This window comes from Halostagnicola larsenii XH-48, assembly GCF_000517625.1.
In the GTDB taxonomy this organism is placed as follows: domain Archaea; phylum Halobacteriota; class Halobacteria; order Halobacteriales; family Natrialbaceae; genus Halostagnicola; species Halostagnicola larsenii.
This window is the reverse complement of the sequence record NZ_CP007057.1, coordinates 417,816-435,256: the sequence shown is the minus strand read 5'-3', so window position 1 is coordinate 435,256 and position 17,441 is coordinate 417,816. Positions and strand designations below refer to the sequence as shown.

At 56.0% G+C, this 17,441-nt stretch carries 13 protein-coding genes and 1 pseudogene; 10 read left to right on the top strand and 4 right to left on the bottom strand.

Annotated elements, in window-relative coordinates:
* Positions 1–55: 55 nt before the first annotated feature.
* The gene (folP, locus tag HALLA_RS18220) at positions 56–2,461 is read right to left on the bottom strand and encodes a dihydropteroate synthase (RefSeq protein ID WP_049954894.1); all 2,406 of its coding nucleotides are present in this window, start codon (positions 2,459–2,461) and stop codon (positions 56–58) included.
* Between the two features lie 155 nt (positions 2,462–2,616).
* On the opposite strand from folP, the gene HALLA_RS18215 reads away from it, so the two are divergent.
* A complete protein-coding gene (locus tag HALLA_RS18215; protein WP_242406236.1) occupies positions 2,617–3,417 on the top strand; it encodes an IclR family transcriptional regulator in 801 nt (266 codons plus the stop codon).
* 930 nt (positions 3,418–4,347) lie between these two features.
* Positions 4,348–5,202 (top strand): methylenetetrahydrofolate reductase, encoded by an 855-nt coding sequence (locus HALLA_RS18210; RefSeq protein ID WP_049954892.1) that lies wholly within the window; start codon positions 4,348–4,350, stop codon positions 5,200–5,202.
* A 232-nt stretch (positions 5,203–5,434) separates the two neighbouring features.
* Here the strand turns inward: HALLA_RS18210 and HALLA_RS18205 are convergent, their stop codons facing one another.
* On the bottom strand, positions 5,435–6,385 hold the full coding sequence (locus tag HALLA_RS18205) for a formyltetrahydrofolate deformylase (protein WP_049954891.1): 951 nt from the start codon (positions 6,383–6,385) through the stop codon (positions 5,435–5,437).
* A gap of 211 nt (positions 6,386–6,596) precedes the next feature.
* On the opposite strand from HALLA_RS18205, the gene HALLA_RS18200 reads away from it, so the two are divergent.
* Together HALLA_RS18200 and lpdA are read left to right on the top strand one after the other, a co-directional pair.
* Positions 6,597–8,201 (top strand): dihydrolipoamide acetyltransferase family protein, encoded by a 1,605-nt coding sequence (locus HALLA_RS18200; RefSeq protein WP_049954890.1) that lies wholly within the window; start codon positions 6,597–6,599, stop codon positions 8,199–8,201.
* The gene (lpdA, locus tag HALLA_RS18195) at positions 8,201–9,625 is read left to right on the top strand and encodes a dihydrolipoyl dehydrogenase (protein WP_049954889.1); all 1,425 of its coding nucleotides are present in this window, start codon (positions 8,201–8,203) and stop codon (positions 9,623–9,625) included. The genes HALLA_RS18200 and lpdA overlap by 1 nt, the downstream gene beginning before the upstream one ends.
* A 90-nt stretch (positions 9,626–9,715) precedes the next feature.
* Here lpdA and HALLA_RS18190 read toward each other — a convergent pair whose 3' ends face one another.
* A complete protein-coding gene (locus HALLA_RS18190) occupies positions 9,716–10,684 on the bottom strand; it encodes an alpha-ketoacid dehydrogenase subunit beta (protein WP_049954888.1) in 969 nt (322 codons plus the stop codon).
* An 8-nt stretch (positions 10,685–10,692) separates the two neighbouring features.
* A complete protein-coding gene (locus tag HALLA_RS18185; RefSeq protein ID WP_049954887.1) occupies positions 10,693–11,850 on the bottom strand; it encodes a thiamine pyrophosphate-dependent dehydrogenase E1 component subunit alpha in 1,158 nt (385 codons plus the stop codon).
* Between the two features lie 308 nt (positions 11,851–12,158).
* Here HALLA_RS18185 and HALLA_RS18180 point away from each other — a divergent pair, with 308 nt between their 5' ends.
* The 6 genes and pseudogenes from HALLA_RS18180 to HALLA_RS21530 all read left to right on the top strand — a co-directional run bounded on the left by HALLA_RS18180 (position 12,159) and on the right by HALLA_RS21530 (position 17,389).
* Positions 12,159–13,166 carry an ABC transporter substrate-binding protein gene (locus tag HALLA_RS18180; protein ID WP_049954956.1) on the top strand — a complete coding sequence of 336 codons (1,008 nt, stop codon included), beginning with the start codon at positions 12,159–12,161 and terminating at the stop codon, positions 13,164–13,166.
* Between the two features lie 65 nt (positions 13,167–13,231).
* Entirely contained in the window at positions 13,232–14,017 is a 786-nt protein-coding gene (locus HALLA_RS18175) for an ABC transporter ATP-binding protein (RefSeq protein WP_174887924.1), read from the top strand.
* A 2-nt stretch (positions 14,018–14,019) separates the two neighbouring features.
* The gene (locus HALLA_RS18170; RefSeq protein ID WP_049954886.1) at positions 14,020–14,820 is read left to right on the top strand and encodes an ABC transporter permease; all 801 of its coding nucleotides are present in this window, start codon (positions 14,020–14,022) and stop codon (positions 14,818–14,820) included.
* Positions 14,811–15,590 carry an ABC transporter permease gene (locus tag HALLA_RS18165; RefSeq protein WP_049954885.1) on the top strand — a complete coding sequence of 260 codons (780 nt, stop codon included), beginning with the start codon at positions 14,811–14,813 and terminating at the stop codon, positions 15,588–15,590. The genes HALLA_RS18170 and HALLA_RS18165 overlap by 10 nt, the downstream gene beginning before the upstream one ends.
* Before the next feature lie 836 nt (positions 15,591–16,426).
* Positions 16,427–16,870 (top strand): annotated as a pseudogene (locus tag HALLA_RS21535) (lactate/malate family dehydrogenase); the annotation flags it as partial.
* Between the two features lie 48 nt (positions 16,871–16,918).
* Positions 16,919–17,389, top strand: coding sequence for a hypothetical protein (locus tag HALLA_RS21530; RefSeq protein ID WP_242406256.1), 471 nt, complete (start codon positions 16,919–16,921; stop codon positions 17,387–17,389).
* Positions 17,390–17,441: the final 52 nt, after the last annotated feature.

Sequence of the window (17,441 nt, the reverse complement as noted above, 5' to 3'; positions counted from 1 at the left end):
GGATACCCAGTTCATACGTGGTGGCGAATCCCTGTCGAGCAGTGTGAATATACCATCACCACCGATCGGCCATCGCTTTCGCAACTCGCATAGCTGCAGCGTTTTCAGCGACGTCGTGGACGCGGATGATATCTGCGTGACGCTCAGCGGCCAGCGCCGTTGTTGCGACTGTCGGTGCGAGGCGATCGTCCGGACCGCAGGATACGTGAGTAAACATCGACTTGTGCGAGTGACCGATTAGGAGCGGACACTCGAGTGCTCGGAATTCCGCTAATCGAGCAATCAGCTCGAAATTTTCCGCCGCGCTCTTCCCGAATCCGATTCCTGGATCGATTATGATTTGCTCTCGGTCGATGCCAGCCCGTTCGGCGAGTATCATTTGCTCCGTGAGATCCGTGATTACGTCCTCGACGACATCATCGTACGTAACCGATCGGTCCGGGTTTACCGGTGTGTCTATGCTGTGCATGAGGACGACGGGAACATCGTATTCCGCAATGACACGCCGCATATCGGGATCTGCTAGCCCTGAAACGTCGTTGATAGCGTCAGCACCGGCCTCGATTGCTGCCTTCGCGACAGCGGGCTTTAGCGTGTCTACTGTAACTGGAACGTCTCGGTCCGCGAGTCGTTCGATAACCGGAATAATGCGATCGAGTTCCTGCTCAGCGGAGACGGGATCCGCACCGGGACGGGTACTTTCACCACCGATATCGATTATATCGGCACCCGCTGTTGCCATCTGGTCCGCTCTCGAAACAGCGTCCTCGACGCGGGCGTATTCGCCCCCATCGTGAAAGCTGTCCGGTGTGACGTTCAAAATCCCCATAATCATCTGGTCCTCGCTCCAGGGTAATACGTTCGTGGCGTCTCTGTCCTCGTCGAGGACGGAACGGAGCTGTGTAGCGATATGGGATAATTCCCCGTTAGCGCCTTCGAGAACCTCTATAAGCTGGGTAAACTCTTCGTGAGAGCCGTTCAGGACGATGTCGATGTGCTGGTGGACGCCATCGATATCCGAAACGGCTGCTGTCCCACCAATCGAAAACATGAGCTCTTTGAGGCGCTCAGCAGTCGCAGGGCGACAATACGTCTTAATCGTCTTCTCAGAGATGGTATTCGGCAGGATCGTTCCTTGAGTACTTCCGGGAAGCAGATCGTGTATGCACCTCGTCTTGGAGAGTTGTTTCGGGATGGGCCGTCTCGTCCAGCGATCGCGAGCCTCCGAGACGGTATACAGCGAACCGGTGATGACTACCAAATCATCCGGATCCGCCCTCGTTATCGTTTGTTCGACTGCATCGAGAACTTCCGGGACTACCGCTACGCGAGCCGCAGTTTTTGAATTGAAGACTCGCTCGAGCGTTTCGGGAGTCGCTCCACGGTCCACGTTTGGACGACAGAGCGTGACGGTATCGAGAGCGGGGAGATTTTTAACCATCTCCTCGTGGTTCTTATCCCGGAGTGCGCCGAAAACCAGGTGCAAGTCGTCGTAGTCGTACCGCTCGACGAGTGTCGCTAACTTCGAGCAGGCGTCCGGATTGTGTGCTCCATCCAGCACAACTTGCGGATCCGAGGCGACGATTTCGAACCGACCCGGCCAGTTCGCCCTTCGGAGTCCCTGTGCTACCGTTTGTTCGTTTACCGCTGCAAACTGTCGAGCAAGAGCCGTGGCGATACCAGCATTGATCGCTTGATGACGGCCGAGCAACGAGAGTTGCGTCTCGACGTGCCAGCCTTCCCCATCAATGACGACTTCTTCTTCTGTCCGGGAGACGAGGCCGTTTGTCCGGACGAGGATATCCGCGTCCTGCTCTCCAACGGTTATCACGTCGGTCTCCTCGAGGATCGCCGACAGACTATTTTCGGTCGCCCCCGTGACCAACGGTTTCGCTGCTGGCGCTACCTGTGCCTTATCTTTCGCGATCTCTTCTACGGTATCCCCGAGGAGATCCGTATGTTCTAAACTGACCGATGTGACCGCACTCGCAACCGGATCAACGACGCTCGTGGCATCGTACCGCCCTCCAATCCCGACTTCGAGTATTGCTACGTCGACATCCCGTTGACTAAAACACGCTATCCCGAGGGCCGTCAGCGCTTCGAATTGAGTCGGTGCATCACCAGCTGCTGATCGCGTGGCGACGTGGGGACGGATCCGTTCAACGAGCGTCGTGAGTTCTTTTTTTGATATTTTTCGTCCGTTGACTTGGATACGTTCTCGAATATCGTTCAAATCCGGAGACGTGTATAGCCCTACATCGAATCCAGCACTACGAAGGATCTGGTCGAGCATACACGCAGTACTTCCTTTCCCATTGGACCCTGCGATTTGGATGCATTGAATATCGTTATGGGGGTTGTCAAGGGCACTCAACAGCTTCGCGGTCGTTGCAGTCCCGAATTTTGGTCGGGTTTCTTGCAGATCGACTAGATAATTGATTGCCTCGTAGTACTCCATAGTCGATTTCAATGCTTTGAGGATATCAATCTATCGACGGTGGACCGACGATACGCTTTGTCCAGGTTTCGAGGCGCCTCTGAGCGGTGTTCTGCCCAATACTATCGTATTATCTTTCAAATTACTTCGTTTCATAGTGTCCTGAGGGATCCGATTTGACCGGAAAACATAATAGGTTTCGTGGAAAGAAGTCTATCATGGATCAAAACTCTCCTCTCAGCACAATCCAGAGAGCCTTCGAGATACTGGATTATCTCTGGGAATTAGATGGCGCTGGACCCACCGAACTCGCCGAACAGATGGATCTGCCCAATAGTACCGTTTATGATTACCTTCGAACGTTGAGCGAGACGAAGTACGTGACTCGAGAGAACGGTGAATACTTCCTCAGTACATACTTTCTTACAATTGGCGGGGAGATGAAGAAACGAAACCGTCTGTTTCAGGTTGCGAAACCGGAAATGAAACGAGTCGCAGCGGCGACTGATGAACTGATCGGACTAACGATCGAAAACGGTGGAGTCGGCGTCGTTTTTCACCAGGAGGAAGGTCAGCAGGCTCTCAGCGTCGGAACGTATCCCGGGGCGGCCCATCCGTTACACACCATCTCGACAGGGAAAGTGATTCTCGCGTATCTTCCCGAAGAACGGGTCGATGAGATCATCTCCACACGAGGATTGGAACAACGGACCCAGTATACGATTACCGATCCCGACCGCCTGAAGGCCGAGCTCGAAGAAATTCGAAAGACAGGGTATGCGGTTGACTGGAACGAGCAGGTCGTCGGACTTGGAATGATGGCTGTCCCTATTCTTATCGATGAGCGAGTTATTGGATCGTTCGGCATTGCCGCTCCAACGGAGCGTCTTCAAAACGAATCCCGCAGAGAGACGCTCTTACAGGAGCTACGGGAGTTAGAAAATACTGTTACCGTCAACTATCAATACGGGAATTAGGGGCCACGAGCACGGCTTTCGGTTGATAAGTTGATACCAACACCACACAGAAGTAACTCGCCTCACTCTGTTTACTGACGCTGCGGCCTTCGATGTCTCAAGTCTCAACTGATCTCGGTACAGCGTCTCACTGCTGGTCGTCGCTTCTCACACCGGAAGTCGGAGCCGTCTGGTGATTTACTGTCACCAAGGTTTCTCCAATATGACTTCGCGTCCGCATCAAATCCGAAATACTCGGATAAAAACCCTTCACGCTGTACCATCGCCGTCTCCCCTCGAGAACGGGCAATTAGCCCCCCAGCGGCCTCCCATGTGAGTACTAACAGTACTCTAGGTAATAGTTATCACGATTACGGAAGTACAATTGTAAACAATTTGGTGAGGGGTTCTATAGTGGCATTAGCGGGACGACGCGCCATGATGTGACTGATAGACACACTACATCCGATTATATCGGATGAATTCGGATAACGGAACGCGACTGATACTGATTGGTCAGTACGATAGTGCGTGGTACGTACGCGCGAAGCAAAACGAGAAAATACTAGATGGCCGGCACGAGCGAATCGGTAGGTCCTTCATTAGTACGTGACCTGCCGGGGTATGCCGGTTTACCAACACGCGCCCTTCGAATGATCCGGGAGTGGTGCTGTTAATTTCGTCGATAAACCTGCCGCATCCCTGCCCAAATTCGATTCTGACAACCGCTGCTAGCCCAACCACGATTCTCCTCCGGGCGAGAATCCCGCCGGATCACTGGTGGTGTGGGAGTAGCGCTATGGCCGCTATGGAAATGTTTATCCCTGTGAAGACATATCTTGGAACCAAGAGTCAAATGGCAGTAACTCATACACTCGGAGTAGACTCCCGGGAAGAATGGGACGCACCCATCGAATCCGGAGTAGATCCCACTACAGGAGGCATCCACTGATGAAATCTGAACAAAGCTCGAACGTCCAAACACAGGCTGATTCTTCATTGTTGCAAGATATGCGGTACGAACTGATGCCGTTCGACAGCTTCGGTGAGCAGATTGAGCATCTTCCAGACGGTGCGACAGTCACCATTACTGCGTCACCAACGCTCGAACTCGAGGCGACTATCGATTGGGCGGAGAGGGCTGCAGAACGTGGCTTCGAGGTCGTCCCCCACGTCTCGGCCCGGTATGTCCGTGATACGGATCACCTCCGAGAAATTGCAGAACGGCTTCGAGACGCGGGTATCACGGACATATTCGTCCCGGGCGGCGACCGCGAAGAACCGATTGGGGAATTCGACTCGGCGTATAGCTTACTCGTCGCACTCGAAGAGCTCGAGTACGAATTCGAGGATGTCGGGATAACGGGGTATCCTGAAGGCCACGATTTCCTCTCGGAGGAGACCCTTGCCGAGTCGATGAAGAAGAAAGCACCCTTTGCGACCTACATCACGACGCAACTGTGCTACGATCCACAGGCGATTATCGACTGGATCGATACGATCCGTTCTCGCGGTATCGAACTCCCGGTCGAAGTCGGGATTCCCGGTGTGATGAAATATCAGAAGCTACTGAACATCTCCAAGAAAGTCGGTGTCGGTGATTCCGTCCGTTTTCTCAAAAAGACGACTGGAATTCTCGGATTCGTTCGCCAGTTTATCGGGTCGCGCGGGAAGTACGAACCCGATCAACTCGTCGACGGTCTCAAACCGTATGCTGCTGATCCGGACTACGGTATCCGAGGCCTCCACATATACACGTTTAATCAAGTTCCGGACACAGAATCCTGGCGCAAAGGGCGTCTGTAGGTAACTCTTAGCTGGTCGCTGCCCAGTTATCGTGTAGCTCAATCCTCGGAACTCGGATTCTGCTGAAGGCTTTCTAATAGTGTCTCGCGGTGGATTCGTCCGCACTACTTTGTGCGCTTTCTCCTCGCTCCCCTCTTCGGTCGTGAATGCTTTCTCAATTTCGAGGAAAACGAACGTAACTATCCGCTGGGGGAGTAGTTATACGCGTAGAAGGATCTCGCCAGTCCGCCAATCAGTCGTCAGCTACCTTCGATGAACCGGGCGCTCGCTCGAGGTCAGTCGGTCCGTCTGGGTTCAGTTGATCGACTTCCTCTGGAAGTCCAAGTTGCCAACCGTTACCAGTAGCATGCGTCCGTCCACGGCCAACCATTAGTTCGTCATTGAGATGGAGTTTGATAGCTTCAAGCAACGCCTCGGCTTCGAGCGGTTGGCCAATCTGGCGAAGTTCTGCTTCCGTTGCTCCATCAGGGACGTTGAACGCCCGCTGGGTGATGATTGGGCCCTGATCCAAGTCTGGCGTGACGTAATGGGCGGTGACGCCGGCGATACGGACGCCTCCCTCGACGGCCTGCATATATGCTCGAGCCCCTGGGAACGCCGGCAGGAGGGAGGGATGAACATTGATGATGCGGTTCTGGTAGCGGAAGACAACATCCGGACTGAGGATCCGAATGTATCGCGCAAGTGCGATCAAATCGATTTGATAGTCGTCCAACAACCGGAGGAGTTCGTCCTCGTCCGGCGTTCCATCTTCATCGCCGATATCGTGGAAGGGGACATTGTACTCCTCGGCTAACGACTCAAGGTCTGAATGATTGCCAAGTACGACGTCGATATCTGCGCTGAGATCGCCGCTTTCGTGCTCCTCGAGCAGTCTTCGAAGGCAATGGCTTTCTTTCGTTACGAGGACCGCGAGTGACTGGGCTCCTTCGCTGGGAAATCGGATACGGACGTCGACGCCGAGTTCGTCACAGAGATCCTCCAGCTCCGATTGGAGTTCGCTCTGTGAACAGTCCATCCCAGTCGTATCCACGTGCATCGTCATTCGGAATAGATCATCTTTTACAGCTTGATCCAACTCCTCGATATTGATTTCGTGTTCAAACAGGAGACTCGTAATCTCTGCTAGGAGACCGGTGTCGTCGTCACCGACGACTGTTATTTCAGTTAATTCTATGTTCATCTCTAGCACCGCCCCTTGATAGGGATTTACGTTTCATCGAACGTCAGCCGACCCCTAAAATCTACCGGTTACTGGAAGGTAGTCCTCAGAGACAGTTTACCGGAAGAACGCGGTTGCGGTTGGTCTCTCTTTTGGCAATGATGATAGAATAGATCCTCGAAACTAGTTACCGAAGAGCGTATACTTCTCGACACAAGAGGTACCAGTACGCATGGGTAGAAAAGAGTTTGCGCTTCCTGATGTTGGTGAAGGAATCGCCGAAGGCGAACTCGTCACGTGGTTCGTCGACCCCGGCGAGCACATCGAGGAGGATCAGCCAATCGCTGAAATCGAGACGGACAAAGCTTTGGTAGAAATTCCGTCCCCGTATGATGGTATCGTTTCCGATCTCTATGCGGATGACGGTGACACGATTTCAGTTGGTGAGGTCTTCGTCGTGTTTGAGGTTCCCGATGGCGCTTCCGAAGACAGTCCCTCGACACGTACGGGTTCACCGGATGACGCCGATCGTACGGCGGAGAAAGACGGCCGCACTGGGACGGATTCGGGAGACAGTCAACCCGATTCCCCTGGCACCTCTCGTGGTGCTCAGTCCGGTACGGGTGGTGAGTTTGCCGCCGCAGAGACGACCAAACGCGTGTTCGCTCCACCGAGCGTTCGGACGCTTGCCCGAGAACTGGGCGTAGATCTGCTATCGGTTCAGAATCGGGTCGGCAAACCGGGCGAACGCCTCTCCGAGTCCGACGTACACGCCGTTGTGAGTGGTACCGAAAATTCGGTAGAGACGGGGATCGAATCCGATACGGAATCAAACGGTCCCGACAGCACAGCGCAGGACAACGATCCTGACCGAAGCGCTCACGGAACTAATATCCCCTCTTCCCCTCCACCCAAGCAGAATGCACGTGCCGACCGAGAGCGGACACTCGCGATGCCGGCTACTCGGAGACTCGGACGAGAAAACGACATCTCACTCGATAACGTCCCCGCGAGTGAACGACACAATGGTGAGCCGTTCGTAACGCCGGACGACGTTCACGCATATTTAGAGAGTGACAGTCCCGAACCGAGAGGGGCGGATCGGCAGGGATCCCAGACCGAGGAGTTGGATGGCGATCAGCCCGGTGATCGGATTCCATACAGCGGGGTGAGAGAGGCAATCGGCGAGAAAATGGCGACCTCGAAGTACACGGCCCCCCACGTGAGCCATCAAGATGAGGTCGAGGTTTCCGAACTCGTCGAGGTACGAAAACGTCTCAAATCTGCGGCCGCGGAACGCGATACGAACCTTACCTATCTCCCGTTCGCGGTCAAAGCCGTCGTCGCGGGGCTGAAGGAGGTTCCGGCGATCAACGCCGAACTCGACGAGGAAAACGAGGAGATCGTGCTCCACGACGAGTACAACATCGGGATCGCGGTGGCGAGCGATGCCGGGCTCATGGTACCGGTGATCGACGATGCGGATCAGAAGGGACTACTCGAGTTAGCCGACGAAATCTCAGATAAAGCCGCGCGGGCTCGAGACCGCTCGATCGGCCTCGAAGAGATGCAGGGTGGGACGTTCACGATAACGAACGTTGGCGCGATCGGCGGCGAGTACGTTTCGCCGATTATCAACTATCCCGAAGCGGGCATTCTCGCACTCGGCTCCTTGAAGGAACGCCCGTGGGCTGAGGACGGCGAGATCGTCGCTCGAGAGACGCTGCCGATTTCGATGTCGGTCGATCACCGGATCGTCGACGGCGCGGAGGCCGCACGGTTTACGAACGAGGTCAAGCGATACCTGAACAATCCCGAACTGCTGCTCTTAGAATAATGGTTATGGGAGATATTACGACGGCGACTGATGTACTGGTAATCGGCGGCGGCCCCGGCGGCTACGTGGCCGCAATCCGGGCGGCCCAACACGGTCTCGACACGACGCTCGTCGAGCGCGACGCCTACGGCGGCACCTGCCTGAACTACGGCTGTATTCCCTCGAAAGCGATGATCACCGCGACCGATATCGCCCACGATGCCGCAACCGCCGAGGAAATGGGTATCCACGCTGACCCCTCGATCGACATGCGAGCGCTCGTCGAGTGGAAAGACGGCGTCGTCGACCAGCTCACGGGTGGCGTCGAGAAGTTGTGTAAGGCGAACGGTGTCTCGTTGCTCGAGGGGACTGCAACGTTCGTCGACGAGGAGACGGTCCGGGTTGCCCACGGCGGTGAAGGCCAGGGGAGCGAGTCGATCGAGTTCGAACGCGCCATCATCGCGACGGGAAGCCGGGCGATGTCGATTCCCGGCTTCGACTTCGCAGACGACCAAGTCTGGTCTTCGCGTGAGGCGCTTGAAGCGGACGAAATTCCCGAGGAACTGGTCGTCGTGGGTGCCGGCTATATCGGGATGGAGCTCTCGACCGTATTCGCGAAAGCCGGTGCGAATGTGACTGTCGTCGAGATGCTCGAGGACGTCCTGCCGACCTACGAGGACGACGTTGCACGCGTCGTCCGCGACCGGGCCGAGGACCTCGGGATCGACTTCGCGTTCGGTCTCGGGGCGAGCGAGTGGCGGGAATCCTCGGACGGCATCGAAGTCATCGCCGCCGACGAAGACGGCAAGGAGTCGGTCTTCGATGCGGATCGCGTGCTGGTCGCAGTCGGCCGCGAACCCGTGACCGAGGCGCTCGAGCTAGATGCACTGGGTCTCGAGACCGACGAGCGCGGATTCATCCAAACTGACGACCATACTCGGACGGACCTCGAGCACGTGCTTGCAGTGGGTGATGTCGCGGGGGAGCCGATGTTGGCGCACAAAGCCAGCGCCGAAGGGCTCGTCGCGGCGGGCGTCGCGGCAGGTGAGCCGGTAGCTCTCGACCACCAGGCGATTCCCGCGGCCGTCTTTACCGACCCCGAAATCGGGACGGTCGGGATGACCGAAGCCGAGGCCGACGAGGCTGGGTTCGACCCGGTTGTTGGAACGATGCCACTCAGGGCGAGCGGTCGCGCGCTTACAATGGATGAATCGGATGGCTTCGTCCGGATCGTCGCCGACGAGCAAACTGAGTTCGTTCTCGGCGCACAGATCGTGGCACCCGAGGCTTCAGAGCTCGTTGCTGAACTCGGGCTGGCGATCGAGATGGGCGCGAAACTCGAGGACATCGCGGGAACCGTCCACACCCATCCGACGCTCTCGGAGGCGGTGATGGAGGCGGCTGAGAACGCACAGGGAAAAGCGATTCATACGCTGAACCGGTAAGAACCAGGCCGGACAGGCACTAAGCTATTATCGACCCTCGTTTTACCAACCGTCGCCGATCGTTTGAAAGCGGAACAGACCGCGAGAAATTCAGTGCTCGAGCGTTTCTTCGATGGCCGCTGCGATTTTCGGGGGATGGGGGATGTAGTAGTCTTCCATCGAGAGGAGGGGGACTGGCACGTCGAAGCCGGTGACGCGATTGACGGGTGCTTCGAGGTACATCAGGGCCTCGTCGTTGATGGTGGCGATGACTTCGGCGCCGAAGCCACCGGTTTTGGCCGCTTCGTGGACGACCACACAGCGCCCGGTTTTTTCGACCGACTCGAGGATGGTCTCCTTGTCGAACGGCGAGATCGTCCGGAGGTCGATCACCTCGGCATCGACGCCCTCGAGGTTGTCGACCGCCTCGAGGGTGTTGTGCATCATGGCACCCCAGGAGACGACGGTAACGTCCTCGCCTTCCTCACGGACGGCCGCTTCGCCGAGCGGTTCGGTATAGGATCCTTCGGGAACGTCTTCGCGGATGGAGCGATAGACGTGTTTGGGCTCCATGAACAGGACTGGATCTGGGTCGCGGATAGCGCTGATGAGCATGCCCTTCGCGTCGTGGGGGGTTGACGGGATCGCGAGTTTCAGCCCGGGGATGTGTCCGTAGGCTCCCTCGAGGCTTTCTGAGTGATGTTCTAATGCCCGTACACCGGCGCCGTAGGGGGTGCGGACGACCATCGGGGCGGTGAGTTCGCCGCGGGTGCGCCAGCGGATGCGACTGGCGTTCGTCACGAGCTGGTCGAACGCGGGCGGGAGAAAGCCCGAGAACTGAATCTCGGCGATCGGCCGGTAGCCGTGGGTTGCGAGACCGACAGCTGCGCCAACGATGGCGATCTCCGAAAGCGGCGTGTCGAGCACGCGCTCGGCGCCGAACTCCTCGAGCAGTCCCTCAGTGGCTCGAAAGACGCCGCCGGATTCGGCGACGTCCTGGCCGAAGACGACCGTCTTCTCGTCGGTGGTCATCTCTTCGTGCAATGCGTCGTTGATGGCTTCGATGATTGTCGCGTTCATAGTAGCGATCACCCCTTCGGCCGCCGTTCGATATAGTCGTACATCTCGGGCTCTTCTTCCAGTAACTCACGGAGGTCCTCGAGTTGGCGTTCGAGCTCGGGTGGCATTTCCTCGTAGAGGTAGTCGAAAATCTCCTCGACGCCGCGTTCTTCGAACGCGTCGGCGGCGTCGACCGCCTCGGAGAACTCGGCTTCGACCTCCTCGCGGATCGCCTCCTCGTCGATTCCCTCCCAGCGCCCGGTTTCCTCGAGGAACGCCTGATATCGCTCGAGAGGATCGCGATCTTTCCACTTTTCAACCTCTTCTTCGGACCGATATCGGCTGGGATCGTCACTCGTCGTGTGGGCTCCACGTCGGTAAGTGACTGCCTCGACTAACACTGGATTGCCCTCAAGCGCTCGTTCTCGCGCCCTCGAGACGGCGTTGTAGACCGCGAGCACGTCGTTGCCGTCGACGCGGATACCATCGAGACCGTAGGCTAGCGCTTTCTGTGCGGCCGTATTGGCGTTCGTCTGTCCGTCGAACGGCAGCGAGATCGCGTACTGATTGTTCAGGCAGAAGAACACGGCTGGTACTCCAAGGACTCCGGCAAGGTTCATTCCCTCGTGGAAGGCGCCCGTCGACGTCGCGCCATCGCCAAGGTTAGTGAACGTGACAGTATCTTCGTTTGCAAGTTGCATTCCCCACGCTTTGCCGGTCGCGAGTGGGACATGAGAACCGACCGAGATAGCCAGCGGGACGATGTTTGCTCCCCGCATCTTTGATGCATCTTCGACGCCACGCCAGTAGAGCAACAGATCCCGTAAGGGAAGTCCGTGCATCAATAGTGCGCTCGCTTCACGCCCGTACGGGAAGATCCAATCATCCAATGAAAGGGAGTATCCGCTGCCGACAATACTCGCTTCCTGACCGCGCCCGGAGGCAATCGTTCCAAGGCGGCCACGACGCTGGAGTTTCGTTGCGCGGTTGTCGTAGATACGTTGGACGAGCATCCAGCGATAGAGGTCGCGGAATTCGTCGTCGTCGAGATCCGGGACCCGATCAGCATCGAATGATCCGTCGGGATTTAGGACGGAGTATGTTTCGATCTCCATATTTTCCTGCGAAATCGGCTTGATGCCGACATCCGCCGAACTGGAGGGAACGGGCTGTGGGCTGTTATCCATTGTACAACACTACCTCGTCCAAGTACCTACAAACCCATTCCTTTACAGGTTATATTCTCCGGATCTGGGTGCATAGTTGGGCACTACTAGCCTGAATCCGCTGGTGAAGGCGTCCTCTGATCCTTCTCGTTTGACTAAGAGCCCGTGGATCCTGTATCGATCCAATTGTACATAATCGGCCCCACTTCGAGAGACACATAATTTTTAGTTTCAGTTCGTATGTGAATATTCCGTTGTTCTCACTCTACACAGACACGTATGTGACCTATTCCGCAACATTTTTAATGATACCATCTGATTACCATGATATGCTACCAAGTAGCAGAAGGCAATTCATTAAAACAGGCGCAGTCGTTTCGGCTGCTGGTATTACGGGGTTAGCAGGGTGTACGGGATCCAGTGAGGGGACTATTCGGTTTAATTTCGTCGTTCCAATTGAGAACCTTGGATCGCTCCTGGATATTCCCGGTATTCAGGATGAATTAGAGAACGTCGGTGACTCATACGAGTTCGAGATCACCCAGAATTCCAGTACACCCGACACAGTAAATGCACTGGCTGCCAATGAAGCTGATATCGGGTTGCTGACAATGCAGAGCTTCCCGAACGCGGTGACTTCCGATGCCGTTCCCGACGGGATAACGACGATTGCTATCGACATGTGGGATGCTCACCCGGACTACTTCTCGGTTCCCGTTTGTTCGTTACCGGACTCGGACATCACGGAACCGGAAGATCTCGAGGGACGTTCTGTGGCCGTAAACGCAGTTGGGTCCGGTGTTCACTCTGTCTACCTGAAGATGTTCGATCAGATCGGTATCGATCACGAGGAGGATGTCGAATTCATCGAACAGGGGTTCCCGACCTTTATTCCTGGTCTCGAGGACGGCATCTTCGATGCGGCGATTTTCCCGGGATTGTTCGCCGTAAGTGCGAGGAACGAAGGACTAACTGAGGTCTTTAACACCCGAGACGCGTTCCCAGAAGAATTGCAACCGTACCCCTATACTTTCACGACGGCTACTAATAGAGCAATTGATAATAAGGAAGATGAGATCCAAGCGTGGATGGAAGACTTCCAAGGTGTTATTGAGTACATGGAGAACAACCGCGACGAAGTCGTCTCACTGGCTGCCGAGCACTTCGACCTCCCTGAAGAGCAGGTCGATAGCTTCCTCTTGACCGAAAACGACTACTATCGCGATTTCGAAATCGACCTCGAGTCGCTTCAGGGAATTACGGACGAGATGTACGATCTCGGGCTCACCGATGAGCAGGTCGATATGGAAAGTCACTCGACAAACCAATTCTTCTAACACCAATAGCCCGTGACCGGCACTGATAGCGTACAAACTAAATCCACTACCCAACAACTACCAAGATGGTCGAAGGACACGTAACGATCTCGAATCTGGAGAAGGTGTACGAATCGGGCGACGAACGAACGAAGGCGATCGACGACCTCTCACTGGAAGTGCCCAGCGGCCAGTTTCTCAGCGTCGTCGGCCCCAGCGGCTGCGGCAAAAGCACGCTGCTGTACCTCATCGCCGGCTTCCTCGAGGAATCGACCGGCACCATCGCCGTCGACGACCAACCCATCGACGGGCCGGGCACCGACCGAGGTGTCGTCTTCCAGGATTACGCCCTCTTTCCCTGGCGCACCGTCATGGGTAACGTCACCTACGGCCTCGAACAGGACGGCGTTCCCAAAGAACAGCGCCGGGCGACGGCCCAGGAGTTCATCGATATGATGGACCTCGACGGCTTCGAGGACAAGTATCCCAAAGAGCTCTCCGGCGGGATGAAACAGCGGGTCGCGCTCGCGCGGACGCTGGCGTACGATCCAAAGATCCTCCTGATGGACGAGCCGTTCGGTGCGCTCGATCAACCGCTGCGGGAACTCTTGCAGGATCACCTCCTCGAGATCTGGGGCGACCTCGGAAAGACGGTGATCTTCATCACCCACGACGTCGAGGAGGCGGTTTACCTCTCCGAACGCGTGATGGTGATGACGCGCCACCCGGGGACGAAAAAGACGACCGTCGATATCGACGTCGACCGCACCCAGCCGCGCGAGGACATCATCCTATCCGACGAGTACACCGACGTGAAAAACCAGGTCTGGCAATCCCTGCGCGAGGAGACCCAGCCGGAGGCCCAACTCTAACGATGTCCTACGCCGATTTGCAACTAGGGGCACTCGAGGAGACGCTGCCCGCACCGCTTCAGCGGGTCGTCTGGTTCGTCTTCGAGTGGATTCCGCTCGTGATCGTGGCCGGCTTCTGGGAGTTCGCTAGCGGCACGTTCGTCCCCAGCACGGTTCTCTCGCCGCCCTCGGAGGTCGCATTCGTCACCTGGGAGTTACTCGTCGCGGGCGATATCATCCCGCACCTACAGGTGTCGCTGTTTCGAGTCGCGGCTGGGCTCGTCCTGAGCATTTCGATCGGCGTCTTGCTGGGGGTCGGGATGGCTCGAGTGAAGCCGGTTGAGAACTTCTTCGAGGTGTTTCTGGCGTTGATCTACCCGATTCCCAAGTCGGCGCTCGTGCCGCTGGCGATTTTGTGGCTGGGGACCGGCACGGAAACGTCGGTTCTGATCGTCTTCCTCGCGTGCTTGCTCCCGATCGTGCTGAATAGCTACAACGCGGCCCAGACCGTCGATCAGAACCTCATCTGGTCGGCCCAGATGATGGGAATGCCGTCGTGGCAGATTCCGCTGAAGGTCGTGATCCCGGCGACGATTCCGAGCATCCTCACGGGGATTCGCCAGGCGATCCCCATCGCGTTTATCGCGCTGGTGAGCGCGGAACTCATCGCGTCGAATCAGGGCGTCGGCTTCGAAATCCTCCGGTACAGTCAGGTTGGTGCGTACACGGAGATGTTCGCGGTGCTCGTGTTGATCTCGGCGATCGCGTTCTTCGCCGTGCGGGGCTACGAGTGGGGCGAACGGAAGGTGGTTCGATGGACGTAAGTAACGCGTTCTCCGTTGATCGTACCGACCTGATCAACGTCGGCAAGTCGATCTACTCGCTGGTCATCGTGCTCATCCTGTGGGAACTCGTGACGCAGATGGACATGGTGCACGACTATTTCCTCCCGCCGCTGTCGGGCGTTCTCATGACGTTCTACGAGCTAACCGTCGACGGAACGCTCATTTACAACGGCTATCTGACGGTCAGACGCGCACTACTCGGGCTCGTAATCGCCTGCGTGCTTGGCATTATCGTCGGCGTGTTGAGCGCTCGTAGTCGGATTGCAAGCTGGTTCTGGGATCCGATCATCGAGGTCGGCTACCCGGTTCCGGTCATCGCGCTCGTCCCGGTCTTTCTGTTCTGGTTCGGGACGGGTGATTTCGCGAAGATCGTCCTCGTCGCAGTTGGCTGTTTCTGGCCTGTTGCAATCAACGTCCGGAACGCGGCTCGAGACGTCGACGAGAACCTGATCTGGTCGGCGCGGATGATGGGCACGTCGGATCGCCAGTTGCTCAGAAGGGTGATCGTGCCGGCATCGGCTCCGGGAATCATCTCCGGAATCCAGATCGCGCTGCCGATCTCGCTCATCATCACCTTCGTTTACGAGATGGTCGCCGGTGGTGGTGGACTGGGTCATATCGAAATTGAAGGGGTTCGAATGTTCCAGGCCGAGCAAGTGTACGCGGCGTTGATTGCGATCATGATTCTCGGCTTTGCCCTCGATCGAGCACTCCGAATGCTTCGACAGCGGATTCTCAGATGGACTTGAGCCCCGTCTCGTAAGGCCACTCTGATATTCATCTCCGATTTTGCTCTCTCCCTGTGGTAGTTCGTGAAGTTGGCTGAAATTCCATCCTCGCTGAGAAGGCATGTGGTGGATTTTTGGTTTCCGCTTGTCCGGCTACCTACGTACAGCCTACCTCGGTGCGATGCCATCCCAGCTAAATTCTGCACGTTGATCGTCGGTGCCGCTGTATAGATATGCTACCCGAACGGCCAAAAGCTGCTCTCATCACGTATTCATCGATTTGTGGAATACGGTCCAGTATCGTGTCACGAATTGAGAGCGACCACCGTGTTCCGAGCCTTACGGAGGGGTGACCACAGGATGCGTTATTTCTCGAGAGAGTACTGCTTGCTTTGTGGAGGTTGGCGCGTAGTACTCCATCCGAAATACCCAAATATCACTCGATAATATCCGGAAAACATCGGCTATACATTTATCAAACGACTACTTGCATTAGACTCTGGACGTTCCGTTTATGTCCTATAACGATATTTCTCTATTCGAGACAACAGTAAACAAAACCCTCTCCTGATGACTGGAGTAATTACAAAAGTACTATTGTAATTAAATGGTCGGCCGACACAGAGTTATCCGAGAGTATCGGATAACAAGTCAGAAACAATATATTCGGTATGATTGACTATATGTCGGAAGAATCTGTGGAAATAACACGTCTATTGGTGTTATATACGGGTGATAGTGTGAAAATCACCCATCTCGAGAAGCTGTCCCAGTACTATGAAGTTGCTATCACCAGTCTCTATGAGACAGCTCACATAACAAATATATCATCACGGTCGCTATGAACGTATGAAACGATGCACACAGTCATTATCGGCGGCGCGAGCACGATTGGAGTAACAATCGCATATACGCTGGCAACAGTCGAACCAACGATGGACCTTACACTCCTCGACAAGGATAGGAAGTCGGCATGGGCTCACGGACTCGATATCGCACACTCTACGTTCCACTCCACGCAATCGCCCGTGGATCAGGAAACAGCTGATTCGTTCGGGGCTATTCAGGCGGTCGGGAGTGATGGACTCGACGACCTTGACCCCGATCTTATCGTCTTTACTGCGGCAGCGCCACAACCAGCCGATGCGACGTCGGCTGATGCTCGAGATGCCGAACTCGAAGCGAACCGCTCGATCGTCGATTCCGTCGCTCCCGCGTTACGATCAAATCGACCCGTTCCCGTTCTCGTTCTCTCGAACCCGATCGATCGGATCACCTATCGACTCTGGAAACAGGTGGGTTGGTCTCGGAAGTATTTTCTCGGGTATTCAGTATCGGAGACCGCGCGAGTGGCACATCGCATTAGCGAGATACAAGATGTCCACCCGGGGACAGTCTACTGTCCGGTGATGGGCGAACACGGAAGCGAAATCGTACCGATTTTTTCGAGACTTCGTATCGATGGAGTGGCAACGACGCTTACCGACGAACAACGATCCGATGTCCGCCGATACGCACGCGAGATACCGTTTGAGATCGCAAAGGAACGAGGGGTGTCCGAAACCTCGAGATGGGTGACGAGCGCCGGTGTCGTTCGAATAATTCGCAAGATGATGGCAAACGACCCGTCGCCGACATGCCTTTCGACACCGCTGGCTGGCGAGTATGGATTCAGTGATGGGTGCTTAAGTGTTCCCGTGGTACTTACGTTGGACGGCGTTACCGATATCATCGAATGGGATCTTTCAGCCGACGAAAAACAGCGACTTAAATCCGCCCACGAGACGATTTGTACCGATATAGAAGTACAAAATCTGTGAGGCCCACCCAGTTAGTTCGTCCAGAACAGGTCGGGATTATGGTCTCACTGCC